We start from the raw sequence: 14,702 nt of genomic DNA on the forward strand, positions 1-14,702 counted from the left end.
GCATTGTGCGCTTGCGCAAACATTGCCCAATTTATGGCGCGATTTTATTGCCATTCCAACTAAATAGGCGCAACATAACCGCGTTTTTAGGCCAAGGCCTAACAACAATTCTCAGGGCGGGGTGAAACTCCCCACCGGCGGTAAATAGTGTCGTGAGCCGTTTTCACTCCCACTAAAGCCCGCGAGCGCCCGAACGCAATTTCGGGGTCAGCAGATCTGGTGACTTAGCTTGTCTCGTGATGGTTAATGCCTATCGAGCGCTACTATTCCAGAGCCGACGGTAATGGACTGTTTGCAAACATAGCAACGGTACTGAGTCCGGATGGAAGAGAATGTAAGACAACATTAGGATGCAGGCGCTTCGTTTCAGCCAATGAGCGAAACCTATCGCCATCTGAATGTTAGCCTCATATTTTGCAATGAGCCGACGTAAGCCATTGAGCTTAAATGGGTCTATTGCTACAGCTCAATCCCTTTGGGGTAACGGCTGTATTTCTGCACGCCCTGATTCTGGAAATTCCCATGTCGTATTTTTGAAGGATATTAACCATGAATCAGTCTTTACTTGCTCCTTTTGGTACAGCTATCGAACGCGTTGAAGCGGGTCTTGAAGCCCTGCGCCAAGGCCAAGGTGTGTTGGTCGTCGACGACGAAGATAGAGAAAACGAAGGCGACTTAATTTTTGCCGCCGAGTCACTCACCAATGCGCAAATGGCCATGCTCATTCGCGAATGCAGCGGTATCGTGTGTTTGTGTTTACCGGATGAAAAGGTCAAAGCCCTTGAGCTGCCACCTATGGTAGAAAACAACTCGAGCCAATATGGCACTGCCTTTACCGTGAGTATCGAAGCTAAAGTGGGTGTCACCACTGGGGTTTCGGCTGCTGACCGTGTCACAACCATTAAAACCGCTATCGCCGACAATGCTAAGCCGAGTGATTTAGCGCGCCCAGGCCATGTGTACCCACTGCGCGCCCAGCCCGGCGGCGTATTAACTCGCCGTGGCCATACCGAAGGCACTATCGATTTAATGCAACTAGCCGGACTCAAGCCTGCGGGCGTGTTATGTGAAGTCACCAATCCCGATGGCACTATGGCGCGTCTGCCAGAAATTATCGCCTTTGGTGCCGAGCACAATATGCCTGTGCTGACGATTGAAGATATCGTTATTTACCGTAAGTCGTTATTAGCCAACGTTGGCTAATGAATCCCCAAAGCGGGATGCTAGTTAAAGGACGTCGGCTCTGCCCACGTCCTTTTTTATTGAGCAAACATCATGCTAAAAAGCGGGAGAATTTGTATCAAATTAAGCTCAATATCACAGACAAACAAAAGATTCGTTTGCTAGGAGAGCAAATACACTAATAAAAATAGTATGTTAGTTATATATAATAAATCTCTGAATTTCGTGAGCTAGATTAGATATCCATAAACTAGGGGTCGCGACCCTCTTGCTTCTATGTTAAATATCCACACCCAGTGCCCGGTCTTTTTTCACTTTTAACACATCAAGGTTATGCCTTGATTTTTTATGTCTCCAACCGGGCAAAAGTAGGAGTAAGTTTACATGCCATCCACGCTACAGCATCTCAGCCTGAAGCAGAAGTTGATTCTGTTTTCACTGCTACCTTTGCTGATGATGAGTATTTTTGTGTTGTCGCGGATGTATGTGCTGGTGAAGGAATATCGCTCCGCCAATCAGAACCATCTGGCTATCCAAGCGACCGCCCAAACCACCGAACTACTCTACCAACTGCATAACGAATACGGCCTCAGTGTCCAGCTTTCTGCCCCCGGTTACCCCCAAGAAGAAACACGCCTGCTACAGCAACAACAGATTACCTCAGACGCCTTAGATACCCTGCTCAATGGCTCAGCCTTAAGCGCTTTAATGTCTGCCTTGGGTCGCAATCAACTCGCCGCCGCGCAGTTGCAGGAGCAGCTCAATACCCTAACACTGTTAAGTCATAGGCTAGCATCGGGTCGCCAAGAGGCGCTCGACCAACATCCTAAGGCCTTTATCGATTTGTATAACCAGTTCAACACGGAATTGGTCAAACTTATCCAGCAATTACAGTTACAAACCAACGATATTGCGCAATCTCGCGCCTACACGGATTTGCTTAACTTATTGATGGTGCAACAACTGGCGGTAAAAGAGCGCAGTGCGATTAATCGAATGCTGCTGTCGCAAACGCTGAACATTAACGACTACCGCGCGATCAGCACTATCATGTATGAATATGGCCAAGCCATAGAGCATGCCAGCAACGCCTCGATTTCTGACCGTCAGTCCTTAATCCGCAAGGTACAGACCTCCCCCGAGAATCTGCGCATCCTCAAGATTAGCCAACAAATAGAGCAACAAATCCGCGTCAGTACCTTAGTGCAAAATATTAATGCCCATTTAGGCTACGGTGGCTTGATTGACAGTTTTCAGGATTACCTCATCAAGGGCGATGCTGCAGCGCTAGAGAAATTTACTAAGGCGCAGGCAATTATCCAGCTGAATCTCGATGAACTTAATCATGAAATCCGCAATATTCCCGAGCTCAAAGCGGCGGTCAGGACGATTGAAGACAGTGTCGATCAATATCAATTCTGTATGTCTAAGCTGCAACAGTTGAAGCAACAGCAACTGTCACTCGAAGAAATCACCGCCCTCGCCCAAGTCAATGATAGCGGCCTGAGCGAGGCCATAGACAAGCTGTTAATGCCACCGCATCCGGTCAGCAGTAAGCATTGGTGGTCGCTCACCAGCGATAGGATTAATAAGCTGCACGCCATCAGCGATGAAATCACCGAAAATATGGCGCACCAGAGTGAAGTACAACAAACTAAGTCACTCAGTTTGCTCGGGTTATATTTATTCTCCGCATTTTTTACCGCTGCAATAACCCTCTGGCTGGGGCGAAAAATCATTCGCAGCTTTATGGTGAAAATCACCAAGATTGCCAATGATATGCAGCGAATGGCCGCCGATCCGCAGCTCAATATCAATATTGATGCTTCCGGCTCCGACGAGTTGGCCCGCATGGCACAGGCGATGAATAGGATGATCAGCGAACGCCAAAAGGCCAACCACGCCCTAAGCCGCGCCGCCGCCGTGTTTAACTATTCCGCCGAAGGCATTATGGTCACGGATGCCGATAACCATATCGAGCTGATTAACCCCGCCTTTAGCCAGATCACTGGCTATAGCCTCGAAGAAGTTAAAGGCCGCAGCCCCTCGATTTTAAGCTCGAATCGCCACCCTCATCATTACTACACCGCCATGTGGGAAGCGCTGCATAAAGAAGGCAAATGGGAAGGTGAGATCTGGAATAAGCGCAAAGATGGCCAAGTGTATCCCGAGTACCTCGCAATTACTGTGGTGCGCAATGAGCAGGGCGAAATAATCCAACATATTGGTTTATTTATGGATATCAGTAAGCGTAAACAATATGAGCAGGATCTCTGGTATCAAGCCAACTTCGACACGCTAACCGGACTGCCCAACCGCAAGCTGTTTAACGAGCGGCTACAGCATGAAATCCAACTCGCCCAACACGACTCCCGCAAGCTAGCGATTCTGCTAATCGACTTAGACCAATTCAAATATATCAATGATGTGCAAGGCCATGCGACAGGCGACCTCTTACTGCAGGATGTGGCCAAACGGTTAGAAAATATTATGGGTAAAAACGATTTTATCGCCCGTATCGGCGGTGATGAGTTTGTGCTTATTTTACCAAGATTAACCAATGAGTTAGCCATCGAGCATATGGCGAGCCGGATTATCGAAACCCTAGCGACTCCCTTTAATTTAAATGAACGGGAAATCCAGATTTCCGCCAGTTTCGGCATTGGCGTCTACCCAGAAGACGGACTCGATGTCAGTTCGCTGACCCGTAATACCGAAATGGCCATGTATCAAGCCAAGGATGCTGGTCGCAACAACTTTAAATACTTTACCTCTGGCATGAACCAGGCCATGTTTGCCCGCATGGAGCTTGAACAGCGCCTGCGCCGCGCCGTGGCTCAGGATGAATTTACCCTTCACTATCAGCCAATTGTGGATATGAAAACGGGTAAAGTGTGTAGTCTTGAGGCACTGATCCGCTGGCAAGACCCAGACTTAGGCCTGATCCCACCGGATCACTTTATTCGTATCGCCGAAGAGACTGGCCTTATCGAACCTATGGGCGAATGGGTACTCAACCAAGCCATGCACGACCTGAGGCAATGGCAACATATGGGGTTCAAACTCAATGTCGCGATCAATGTCTCGAGCCGCCAATGCATTAACACCCGCGGCATAGGTTTCGACCAAGTGCTGCAGGAATGTTTTAATCGTCACCATATCAACCCGAGAAACGTGCATATCGAGATCACCGAGAGCATGCTGATGGGCGATGCCAGCCACTGCCTAAGCACCTTAGAATCGATTCGTCACTTAGGCTCGCAGATTTATATCGATGACTTTGGCACAGGCTATTCATCCTTGAGTTATCTGAAGAAATTCCCGATTTCCGTTATCAAGATTGACCGCAGTTTTGTCGAAAACGCCCTCGATAACAGCTCGAACGCCAATCTGGTCAAGGCCATTGTAATGATGGGGCAAAGCCTTGAAATGGAATTGGTGGCCGAAGGAATCGAAACCGAGGCGCAGTGGAAGTTTCTGCGTGACCTAGGCTGCCACTATGCCCAAGGCTATTTACTCTCTAAACCACTGCCATTCGATGAGATAACCCCATTACTCAGCCAGACATTGCCGAAAATGTTGCACTTAGAGCCGCGTGAGAAGTGTGTAAACAGTTGATAGATTTACCCTATAGCCACAAATTATAGACATTAAAAAAGCAGCCTAGGCTGCTTTTTTATTATCGCGTTGAATATCGCAATGGCTTAAGCCTGTGGTTGGCTTTGGGGGTTCATAATGCTCTCACCGCCCTTTGATGCCAACTTAGCTAAATCTTTATCGATAAAGAACAGAGCTTTACCATCTTCGCCCACTAAACGGATCTTATCGACAATCGACTTAAACAGCTTTTCTTCTTCGTGCTGCTCGGCCACATACCATTGCAGGAAGTTGAAGGTCGAATAATCTTGGTTTGAAAAGGCTGCATGGGCCAAGGCATTGATCTTACTGGTGATCAATTGCTCATGCTCATAGGTCAGCTCGAATAACGCCAGCAGAGAGTCAAACTGTGACTGCGGCGCTTCAATGGCACCCAGTAGAGGTAAGCCGCCAGTTTCGCTCACATAGGTGAACAAACGACGCATATGGCCCATCTCTTCGTCCGCATGTTCGCGCATAAATTTTGCTGCGCCTTCAAAGCCTTGATCTTCACACCATGCACTCATTTGCAGGTATAAATTAGAGGAGAAGAACTCCATATTAATTTGTTCATTCAACTTTTCGATCATGGTTGCAGACAGCATAGTTAATCCTCTTGGGCATTCGAACTGAAATCTTGGCACACATTGTCATGAAGGGCGTCGCCAAAAGCAACAAAATTTACCTTTGTTTATAGAGCTAAGTTAATGATTCATTGATAAAAATGATTTTCATTTGTTCATAGACTCGTATTTAGCAGCATATCCAAGTCATCGCAAAATGACGTCTTGCAAGCGTTTTCTTTAGGCATGACTTAAGCAAAACTGTCTGACAAATCACATAAACCCCTATGCAGATCATAGCCAAGCAAGCACAGCGTGGCATAATAGCCAGCATATTTGCCCAACCTTTTGCCCATAAGGAAGACCCGATGTCCGTGAAAGCCGATCCTTGTTCGCAACCTAGCTTAATGCATCCAGATCAAGCCATTCCCCTTCTGCTTGAGCAGGTTAGCCCAGTGTCAGACACAGAAGTCGTTACCCTTCCCCATGCGCTTGGCCGCGTATTGGCCGAGGATTTGGCCTCTTGCATCGATTTGCCGCCCTTCGATAACTCCTCAATGGACGGCTACGCCTTTCGCTTCGCCGACTTAAACAGTCAGACCAATCAAACCACACTAACCCTGATTGGTAGCTCCTTTGCTGGCCATGGTTTTGAAGGTGAAATCACCCCTCACTCCTGCGTGCGTATTATGACGGGCGCACCAGTGCCAGCGGGTTATGACACAGTGCAAATGCAGGAAGAGACCCAAGCGCAGGGCAATCAAATCCAAATCAATCACCCTAAGGCTAAGGGCGCCAATGTGCGTTGCCGCGGTGAAGAGCTGCTGCAAGGCACTAAAGTCTTGAAGGCGGGCATCGAAATTAAAGCCGCCGAACTCGGCGTATTAGCCACCATTGGCGTGAGTCAGGTGCGGGTTTATCGCCAACTCAAAGTCGCGTTTTTCTCCACTGGTGATGAACTGCGCCCCGTGGGCAGCGACTTAGCACCGGGACAAATTTACGATTCGAACCGTTATTCCATCCAAGGTTTACTCAGCCGCGCCAATGTGGAATGGCTGGATTTAGGCGTGATAGCCGACGACCCAGAGGCCATTCGCCACGCATTTCGTCATGCCGCAAGCCAAGCGGATATGGTATTAACCTCGGGCGGCGTCTCGGTCGGCGAAGCAGATTTTACTAAGCAAATTCTTGATGAAGAAGGCAAAATCACCTTCTGGAAACTCGCCATTAAACCGGGCAAACCCTTTGCCATGGGACGCATAGGCAAGGCGGTATTCTGCGGCTTACCGGGCAATCCCGTCTCTTCCATGGTGACCTTCTACAAGTTGGTGTGGCCCATTCTGAATAAGATGCAGGGCTTAACCCCTAAAGCACCACTGATGCTGTCAGCCACTCTGACAACTCCCGTGCGTAAACAGCCCGGCCGTGTCGAATATCAGCGCGGCATTTTATCCCGCAATGCACAGGGCGAATTGGAAGTGGCCATCACGGGCAGCCAAGGTTCGGGCATGTTGACCTCTATGAGTCTGGCAAATTGTTTCGTACTGCTGGAGCAATTCCAAGGTGACACCCCAGTGGGCACGCAAGTGACGGTTGAACCTTTTAATTCAGTGCTCTGCTAAGGTACGCCTCGATGAATGAACAACTAGAGATCCTCAGCGACGGCGAACTCACCCGCTACAGTCGCCAAATATCCATCAAGGCGATGGATATCGACGGCCAAGAGCGCTTAAAACTCGCCAAAGTCTTGATGATTGGCGCCGGCGGTTTAGGCTGCGCGGCGGGGCAATATCTCACCGTTGCGGGCATTGGCGAGCTGACTCTAGTGGATTTCGATACGGTCGAACTTTCTAATTTGCAGCGCCAAGTGCTGCATCAGGATGCGACTATCGGCCAACCTAAGGTCGAGTCGGCCAAGCAGAGCCTTAACCGACTCAATCCTCACGTTAAAATCAATACCATCAATGCGGTATTGGATGACCATGAGATCGACGCCTTAGTCGCCAGCCACAGTATCGTGGTCGATTGCACCGATAATGTCAGTGTGCGTGAGCAGTTAAATCAGAGCTGTTTTAAGCACAAGATACCACTGGTCTCAGCCGCCGCGATTCGTATGGAAGGCATGGTTACTGTCTTCGACTATCAAGGGCAAACACCTTGTTATCATTGCTTTAGTTCACTTTTTGGCGAACAGCAACTCAGCTGTGTGGAGTCCGGCATTCTCGCCCCCGTGGTCGGCATGGTCGGCTGCTTACAGGCGGTTGAAGCCATTAAAGTGATTGCGGGGATGGGCAAGACACTCGCTGGACGAATATTGATGATCGATGCCATGACCATGGAATTTCGCGAAATGAAACTCCCTAAACAACCCCACTGCAAGATTTGTGGTGAGTGACAGATTAACCTTTACCACTTAGCACGCTTTCTACAATTAAGGATATAAAAATCAATGGATTCTGAAAACAGCGTATTTGACCGCCGCACTACCGATGATACTCTCATAGGTGCGGGTCTTTATAATTTAGTGATTGGCTTAACCCTACTTTGGGGTTTTGCCGTGAACTATATAATGGTCAGCCATATCGACCCCGAAGCGATTGCCAGCGTTAACCCTTGGGTTTTCTTTATCGGTTACTTCGCTTCGTGTTTCTTTGGGATTTACTTATTTCAAAGTTCGAGTAACCCCCTCGTCAGCTTTATCGGCTACAACTTTGTGGTCGTGCCCTTTGGCTTGATCATTAATATGGTCGTTAGCCAGTACGACCCTGAGCTGGTGACCGAGGCGATTCGAATCACGGGTTTAGTCACTATCGCCATGATGTGTTTGGGGACTATGTTCCCAGCCTTCTTCCAGAAAATCGCCGGGGTGCTGACTATCGCATTGTTATTAGTGATAGTCGTTGAACTGATTGAAATATTTATCTTTAAAACCCACCACGGCATTTTGGATTGGATAGTTGTGCTCATTTTCTGCGGCTATATTGGCTACGATTGGGGCCGCGCGAATCAAATCCCGAAAACCGTCGATAATGCCGTCGACAGTGCCGCCGCTTTGTATATGGATATCATCAACCTATTTCTGCGTATTTTGCGGATTTTAGGACGTAAATAAGTCACTCAACGACAAGGAAAACAGCATGAAATTTACCTCACCACTGTTAATCGGCCTGATCATGTGCGGCAGCTTAGTCGGCTGCGGCGAGAAGACTGAGCCGACAACTCAGGCGCCCGCCGCAGTAAAAACCGAAGCTAAAGCAGGGACTAAAGTGCAAATCGCCAACCCAGCCGCCGAATATTGCGTCTCACTGGGCGGCACCTCAGAAATCCAAAAGACTGCTGAAGGAGAACATGGCATTTGTACTTTGCCAAGCGGTGAAAAAATTGATGAGTGGGCGCTATTTCGCCGCGACCATCCACAGGAAAACGCCCAGTAATTGAGGCTAAGTAAAAAAACAGGCGCTCTCGGCGCCTGTTGTTTTATGTCCCGCTGATGACCTGATTACGCCACTGCAAACGTTTAGCCTGCGAATGGAAACTCCATGCGAGCACCCGAGTGACCTTATTGCCCTGCTGCATCTCAATGGTTTTTACTGTATCGACACCTAACTTTTCCAAAGCCTGATAACAGGGCTTTAGATTCTCCTGCTTAGACACTAAGCTGGTAAACCACAAACATTGCTCGGCAAACGCGTGGCTCTCGCGGATCATAGTGGTTAAAAATTGCTTTTCTCCCCCTTGGCACCATAGCTCCGCCGCTTGACCACCAAAGTTTAAGGTCGCGCTGGTCGCTTTAGGCTGCTCACCACGATTAAGTTGCAGATTACGCACCTTGCGCAGCGAGCCTTCACTCGCTTCTTTTAACGAGCCATGAAAGGGAGGATTGCACAGGGTTAACTCGAATCGATCAGAGGCCTGAATGATCCCCTTAAAGACCGCCTTGTCATCCTGCTGCCGCCTTAAGGATAAGTGCCCCTTCAAGCTCGGGTTATTGTCGATAATCCGCTGCACATTGGTGAGCGACTGAGGATTAATATCCGAGGCGACAAACTGCCAGTCATACACTTGATGCCCTAGGATGGCATAAACGCCATTTGCTCCAGTGCCAATATCTAAGGCATGAATCGCCGCAGCGCGCTTAACTTTGCCGCCCTCAAATAACAGATCGGCCAAGTAATGTAGATAGTCGACCCGCCCAGGGATTGGCGGGCACAGCGCGCCCTTGGGAATATCCCAAAACGCCAGCCCATAATGATGTTTCAAGAGCGCCGCATTCAGGTTTTTTACCGCGAAGGGATCGGCAAAATCGATAGATAAGGCGCCATAGGGCGTGGGCTGGACAAAGGTTTTTAGCTTTGGAAAACTCGCCATTAGGGCCGGAAAGTCATAACCATTAATGTGCAAATTACGCGGATGTAAGCGCTTCTGCTCGCCGTGCTTCGCCTTGAGCTTAGTCGCCGTTTTAGGTTTGGTGGTTTGAGGTTTAGCTACTGATTTTGGCGTGCTTGGCTTGCCCCGTTTACCTGCGGATGACATCACGGATTTAGCGGCAGTTTTAATGGCAGGTTTAGGCATAATGACTTATCAACAAGGGCGGGCTAATCCAAGGATCAGCCCTCAACATAGTGGCGGAATTAATCGTAAAGATAAGAGGTAAACAGTAGGTTGACCACTAAGGGCTTACCCGCTTCTTTGGTCAGCAGATTATTCACAGTATCGAAGCACTCGCGGCGGATTTCTTCACGGCCAGTGAGGGACTTAATCTTTTCTTCAGCCTGATTACCCAGCACTTCGATAATCGCGGCGCGCAGCAGCGGATCATGGCGCTCGACGATGACGAGATCATCGGGATTTTTGACCATCAGCTCGACACTGATCTTCACAAACCCCAGTTTTTTGCGGTTTGAAATATAGTTAGTCACGATTTCGGGTTCGAAACCGTAGTAAGCATAATCCCCAGCGGGAGTCGCTTCTTTCTCGTCGGCCGCATATGCACTCAATACAACACTGAATAAGATCAGGCAGGCTGATAATAATTTTTTCATCGCGGTTTACAGCTCCCTAAAAACAATAATGGTCAATGGAAGAAACTTCCCAATCTATCTGGTAGACTGCCGACGTTTGCTTATATTGTAACGAGTATTTAATGAATGTGACCAGCTTAAGCTTCCCCTATGGCGAATCTATTCAATGGTTTTGTGCCGATAACGCCAAAAATCTTCCCTCTTCTCCCCTTAAAGAATGGTTGCTGGCACCGGGAAGCCTGACACAAAAGCTCAAGGGCTGTTGTGATAAGTTCGAAGTCAAAATCCTCGGTGAAGGCCAATGTGCCCCGCTCGAAGGGGAATATCCCAAGCAAAATGCCGTTTGGGTGCGAGAAGTGTTACTCTGCCTCGATTCTGTGCCTTGGGTCTTTGCTAGAACCTTGATCCCACAATCTTTATTATCGACCCGCCAAGCCGATTTTTTAGGCCTAGGTACACGTCCTCTGGGCGAATTATTGTTTAGCCAAGACAGTTTTGTGCCCGGTCGCATCGAAATAGCCCGCTTTACCACCGACAGTCGCCTCGCTCAGCTCGCTCAGAGTTTAGCGCAAAACGTCGAACACGAGCTCTGGGGCAGACGCCGATATTTCCACCATGACGAGGAGGAAATGTTTGTCAGCGAAATGTTCCTCCCGGCCGCGGTGCAAACGATGGCTAGGCTATAGTCCTAACCTCTACGCTAAAACAAAAATGCCTCTATATCAGAGGCATTTTTCGTTAACACATCCGCTTATTGACGCTGGCGTCGCCACGCAAAGCCACCGAGCAGCATCAAACTCAGCCAGCCTAGACTGCCACCACCGCCGCCACTCGATGTTTCAGCAGGTGTCGTTGGTGCTGTCACGGTTACGCTTGAACTGCTGCTTGCGGTAGCGTTTTGAGTATCTTTCACCGTCAGCGTGACAGTGTAAGTGCCCGCGCGAGTGTAAGTGTGGGTTGGCGATGCCGAAGTGCTTGAGGTGCCATCGCCAAAGTTCCATGTGTAACTTAGGCTACCAACGCCACCTACCGAGGTGTTGCTAAAGTTCACCGTGAGCTGGTTGGCAATGACACTAAAACCAGCGGTTAAGGGAGTTAACGCTGGATCGGCATTCGCATTGGCTAAACGGATCACCGCTGTGCTGTTATCGCTGGCTTGAGAGACCACTTGCATCGTCAAACCCAGTTTTTGCAACACCATACCCGATTGAGGTTGTAGCGGTGCACTATAATCGAAACTATCGTCAAACAGGCTCACAGGCTCGAGGTTATTATCGCCGCTGTAAGCCGTTTGTCTTACCGTACTAAAGGCTGCATCGCGGATTTGTACATCGGTCGAGTTGTTGCCAATCATGTTCTGATCCGCATCAATTACCCCAATCAAACCGTGGCCAGGATGATCAGACACATTGTTATCCTGGTAACTAAAATCCTCTAACCACAGGAGTACTCCGGGATCAAAACCTTTACTCTTTAATCCAGCATCGACACCATTATGACTGCGTAACTGGATAAGATAACGGGATGCAGGACCAAGACGAGTGTCGGTAATACGATTGTAACCTGCCAGAGTGGCTTTACCCGCAATCTCAGCATTATCGGCATACAACTCCGTTGCACCTTGCTTGATGCTGATATTGTCGATAGTGATACCCGACTCGGTTGTCGCCTCATCGGTCACATAGGTAAATTCAATCGTCACAGCTTTGCCAGCGTAGGCTGATAAGTCATATTCCAACCCCACCCAAGCATCACTGCCTACTGCGGTCGAAATACTCGATGAGTTACCCGTAATAATATGTCGGGCACGGTTAATCGCGTTGACGGACTTAGTGTAATTACCCGCAATCGCCACACCGTCAACTCTGACCTGCATATAGTCGTAATCGGCTTCAATTTCCCAACTCGCCTGCATCGCAAGAGTGAGTTTCTCACTCGTCGCCGGCAGGTTTGCCGTTAAGCTCATGCTATTACTCAGCATATTTCCTTGGCCCGAATAGTACTGGTAACTCCCTTGATAGGGCGTTTTAAAGGCTATCGGCGCTGCGGGGAGAGGAATCGAGATCTGATTCACTAGGTCTTGATTTGACGCCTGATTCAGTGTCACTTCCATACCAGATCTAGGAATACTGTCTAAGCTGATTTCACGCTCATTCAGCCATTTACCTTTATATTTTGTCTGCAAATAGGAGCGTGCATAGGGGCTAAAACCGCTAGGCTTAGTTCCCGCAAGAGCGCCTGTCCAGCTACCCGAAGACATTAAAGACCAATAACCCACTGGTGAGCCGTCTTGGTTATCGTTTTCTGTAGTGTCATACTCATCGGGCAAACCCAGATCATGGCCAAACTCATGGGTACATACCCCGGTTGCCGCATCGATTGGTTGTATGGTGTAACCAAAGAGTTTTTTGGACGACCCAGGTAGGCTATAACCTTGCGTGCTTTGGTCAACATAATAGCGATGCGACCAAATCGCGTTATCCCCTAATTTGCCGCCCCCAGTCTCTTCCCCAATACTCGAGTGGAAAATCATCACATGGTCAATTATGCCATCGGGCTCATTTAGATTGCCGTTATCATTAAAATCGTATGGGTCTTCAACATCATAGGTGGCGAGTTCCGCCTCCGACATATTAGCAACCGCTTGGCTGACCGCCTCTTTAACCAGCTCAGTCACATTTGCATCGCTTCCCCTGCCAGCATTATTCGCGCCATAGTAATCGGCATTTTGGCTCGCGGTGTACCAACCTTTCACATCGCCCGTGAAGAAGAAAGTCTTGCCCGAAACAGCTTGGTAATATTGATAGGCCGAATCTAAGGTCTGCCCTTGAGGACCATTAAAACCTGTGGTGGAGAAGAGTAAATTTTTATAGTGAGAAGCGGGGTAACTGGAGTAATACATGTCGGTATCACTCGCCGTTAAACCATTGTTGTTATACTTTAAATCAGGAAAATCAATTAGAACGGTTAATACCTTTACCGTTTTGGTCACGTCGGCATCCGCTAACACCCGCTGTGCAGGGGCGCGCATCATCGCCGTCGACTTGGCTTTTTGCAGCCTATCCTGCTCGGCCTCAATCACCATTCTAGGCTCTTTGGGCTGGGCTAGGTTGGCACGGGCAATATAGGCTTCAACGGCCGCTTGCTTAACGCTGTCGCTGGCATCTGCGGAGACTTCTCCCCGCTTGATCAACCAATAGAGGATCCTTTCTTTATTGATGACCCCTGCATCCGCTGGCGTATGATTGGGCGCCGCAATACTTGCGCCACTCAGCAAGGCCAACATCAATCCTAACGCTGTGATACTTCTTGAACTTCGCATTACTCTTCCTTCCGTCACAATGTGCGCTGTAGCTAAGCTATTTTCTAAGGCTAGTGCCTATTTGCTCTATGGCAAGTTTGTTTTTGGCGGCTCGCGATCTTGAATACCATCCCCAATTTCGGGGGATGTAAAAACATATCAGGACTATTTTTGCGTAACAACTTGATACATTCAGGGATGGGATTCTTTTTATGTTTTGTCAGCCGTTATTCAGCAAACGCTCCTCATCGCCCCTTAGGCATAAAAAAACCGCATTAACGGGCGTCAATGCGGTTCTTGCAAAACAAAGCTAGGTTTAGCTGGCGGTTTTCATATAATTTGAAACCCCATCGAGGAACATTTGCACCGATATCATCACCAGTACCATGCCCATTAAGCGCTCAACAGCCGTTAGGCCTTTTTCACCCAACATACGGGTAAAGAGCTTATAGAACATTAGGATAACTGCACTCGCTCCCCACGCAGACACTAGCGCTATCGTCCAGTCCCCCATGCGAGAGCTGTCGGTGTGAGCAAGTAAAATCAGCGCAGCCAGAATCGATGGTCCCGCCATCAATGGAATGGCCATAGGGACGATAAAGGGTTCCTCTCCCGCCGCAAGACCAACCACGCCGCCCGGCTGAGGGAAAATCATTCGAATGGCGATCAGGAATAGGATAATCCCGCCAGCAATACTGACTGACTCGGAACGTAGATTTAAGAAACTGAGGATGGCTTCGCCGGCATACAGGAAGGCCAACATGATCAATAATGCGAAAATCAGTTCGCGGATCAAAACCCTACGACGTTTTTTCGGGTCGATATGCCTTAAAATCGACGCGAAAATCGGTAAATTACCGAGGGGATCCATGATCAAAAACAACATTACCGCAGCAGAAAATATATCCATTTAACGTTATCAACACCCAAGCCAACATGAGCCGATATTGTATAACTTTTTCGCGTTACAGATGTGAAAAATTATCTATAAAATTCCTA

Annotated in this window: 12 protein-coding genes and 1 riboswitch; of the genes, 7 read left to right on the forward strand and 5 right to left on the reverse strand. The window is 48.6% G+C overall.

The genetic code is table 11. From position 1 onward, the window contains the following. The first annotated feature begins 103 nt into the window (after positions 1 to 103). Positions 104 to 338, forward strand: a riboswitch (FMN riboswitch). Between the two features lie 211 nt (positions 339 to 549). Next, on the forward strand, positions 550 to 1,203 hold the full coding sequence (gene ribB / locus M0415_RS19330) for a 3,4-dihydroxy-2-butanone-4-phosphate synthase (RefSeq protein WP_011715406.1): 654 nt from the start codon (positions 550 to 552) through the stop codon (positions 1,201 to 1,203). Positions 1,204 to 1,566: 363 nt separating this feature from the next. After that, entirely contained in the window at positions 1,567 to 4,800 is a 3,234-nt protein-coding gene (locus M0415_RS19335) for an EAL domain-containing protein (protein ID WP_249552947.1), read from the forward strand. A gap of 86 nt (positions 4,801 to 4,886) precedes the next feature. Here M0415_RS19335 and ftnA read toward each other — a convergent pair whose 3' ends face one another. Continuing rightward, positions 4,887 to 5,423 carry a non-heme ferritin gene (gene ftnA, locus M0415_RS19340; RefSeq protein WP_011620966.1) on the reverse strand — a complete coding sequence of 179 codons (537 nt, stop codon included), beginning with the start codon at positions 5,421 to 5,423 and terminating at the stop codon, positions 4,887 to 4,889. A 326-nt stretch (positions 5,424 to 5,749) separates the two neighbouring features. On the opposite strand from ftnA, the gene moeA reads away from it, so the two are divergent. Genes moeA through M0415_RS19360 form a run of 4 tightly spaced genes read left to right on the forward strand, consistent with a single transcriptional unit; the run spans position 5,750 to position 8,815 of the window. Further along, positions 5,750 to 7,003, forward strand: coding sequence for a molybdopterin molybdotransferase MoeA (gene moeA / locus M0415_RS19345; RefSeq protein WP_220054366.1), 1,254 nt, complete (start codon positions 5,750 to 5,752; stop codon positions 7,001 to 7,003). 11 nt (positions 7,004 to 7,014) lie between these two features. After that, complete coding sequence (moeB, locus tag M0415_RS19350) at positions 7,015 to 7,776, forward strand: molybdopterin-synthase adenylyltransferase MoeB (protein ID WP_249552945.1); 762 nt, start codon at positions 7,015 to 7,017, stop codon at positions 7,774 to 7,776. Positions 7,777 to 7,830: 54 nt separating this feature from the next. Beyond that, a complete protein-coding gene (locus M0415_RS19355; RefSeq protein ID WP_249552942.1) occupies positions 7,831 to 8,493 on the forward strand; it encodes a Bax inhibitor-1 family protein in 663 nt (220 codons plus the stop codon). 25 nt (positions 8,494 to 8,518) lie between these two features. After that, positions 8,519 to 8,815: a putative hemolysin gene (locus M0415_RS19360; protein ID WP_249552941.1), complete on the forward strand. Its 297-nt coding sequence runs from the start codon at positions 8,519 to 8,521 to the stop codon at positions 8,813 to 8,815. Positions 8,816 to 8,858: 43 nt separating this feature from the next. On the opposite strand, the gene rlmF is transcribed toward M0415_RS19360, so the two are convergent. Both rlmF and M0415_RS19370 read right to left on the reverse strand, forming a co-directional pair. Continuing rightward, positions 8,859 to 9,953 carry a 23S rRNA (adenine(1618)-N(6))-methyltransferase RlmF gene (rlmF, locus tag M0415_RS19365; protein ID WP_249552940.1) on the reverse strand — a complete coding sequence of 365 codons (1,095 nt, stop codon included), beginning with the start codon at positions 9,951 to 9,953 and terminating at the stop codon, positions 8,859 to 8,861. Positions 9,954 to 10,012: 59 nt separating this feature from the next. After that, positions 10,013 to 10,423, reverse strand: coding sequence for a flagellar basal body-associated protein FliL (locus M0415_RS19370; protein WP_011715399.1), 411 nt, complete (start codon positions 10,421 to 10,423; stop codon positions 10,013 to 10,015). Between the two features lie 101 nt (positions 10,424 to 10,524). Here M0415_RS19370 and M0415_RS19375 point away from each other — a divergent pair, with 101 nt between their 5' ends. Continuing rightward, the gene (locus tag M0415_RS19375) at positions 10,525 to 11,088 is read left to right on the forward strand and encodes a chorismate--pyruvate lyase family protein (protein ID WP_249552938.1); all 564 of its coding nucleotides are present in this window, start codon (positions 10,525 to 10,527) and stop codon (positions 11,086 to 11,088) included. A gap of 65 nt (positions 11,089 to 11,153) precedes the next feature. Here M0415_RS19375 and M0415_RS19380 read toward each other — a convergent pair whose 3' ends face one another. Both M0415_RS19380 and M0415_RS19385 read right to left on the reverse strand, forming a co-directional pair. Continuing rightward, positions 11,154 to 13,724, reverse strand: coding sequence for an immune inhibitor A domain-containing protein (locus M0415_RS19380; protein ID WP_249552936.1), 2,571 nt, complete (start codon positions 13,722 to 13,724; stop codon positions 11,154 to 11,156). 295 nt (positions 13,725 to 14,019) lie between these two features. After that, positions 14,020 to 14,613 (reverse strand): YhgN family NAAT transporter, encoded by a 594-nt coding sequence (locus M0415_RS19385; RefSeq protein ID WP_011715396.1) that lies wholly within the window; start codon positions 14,611 to 14,613, stop codon positions 14,020 to 14,022. Positions 14,614 to 14,702: the final 89 nt, after the last annotated feature.

Origin of the sequence: Shewanella sp. 10B (genome assembly GCF_023475885.1) — a bacterium.
Classification (GTDB): domain Bacteria; phylum Pseudomonadota; class Gammaproteobacteria; order Enterobacterales; family Shewanellaceae; genus Shewanella; species Shewanella mangrovisoli.

Excerpts from the sequence above, each read along its gene's own strand:
- moeB (WP_249552945.1), top strand. The coding sequence starts at position 7,015 with ATGAATGAACAACTAGAGATCCTCAGCGACGGCGAACTCACCCGCTAC.
- rlmF (WP_249552940.1), bottom strand. The coding sequence starts at position 9,953 with ATGCCTAAACCTGCCATTAAAACTGCCGCTAAATCCGTGATGTCATCC.
- M0415_RS19385 (WP_011715396.1), bottom strand. The coding sequence starts at position 14,613 with ATGGATATATTTTCTGCTGCGGTAATGTTGTTTTTGATCATGGATCCC.
- M0415_RS19335 (WP_249552947.1), top strand. The coding sequence starts at position 1,567 with ATGCCATCCACGCTACAGCATCTCAGCCTGAAGCAGAAGTTGATTCTG.
- M0415_RS19370 (WP_011715399.1), bottom strand. The coding sequence starts at position 10,423 with ATGAAAAAATTATTATCAGCCTGCCTGATCTTATTCAGTGTTGTATTG.
- ribB (WP_011715406.1), top strand. The coding sequence starts at position 550 with ATGAATCAGTCTTTACTTGCTCCTTTTGGTACAGCTATCGAACGCGTT.
- M0415_RS19380 (WP_249552936.1), bottom strand. The coding sequence starts at position 13,724 with ATGCGAAGTTCAAGAAGTATCACAGCGTTAGGATTGATGTTGGCCTTG.
- M0415_RS19360 (WP_249552941.1), top strand. The coding sequence starts at position 8,519 with ATGAAATTTACCTCACCACTGTTAATCGGCCTGATCATGTGCGGCAGC.
- ftnA (WP_011620966.1), bottom strand. The coding sequence starts at position 5,423 with ATGCTGTCTGCAACCATGATCGAAAAGTTGAATGAACAAATTAATATG.
- moeA (WP_220054366.1), top strand. The coding sequence starts at position 5,750 with ATGTCCGTGAAAGCCGATCCTTGTTCGCAACCTAGCTTAATGCATCCA.
- M0415_RS19375 (WP_249552938.1), top strand. The coding sequence starts at position 10,525 with ATGAATGTGACCAGCTTAAGCTTCCCCTATGGCGAATCTATTCAATGG.
- M0415_RS19355 (WP_249552942.1), top strand. The coding sequence starts at position 7,831 with ATGGATTCTGAAAACAGCGTATTTGACCGCCGCACTACCGATGATACT.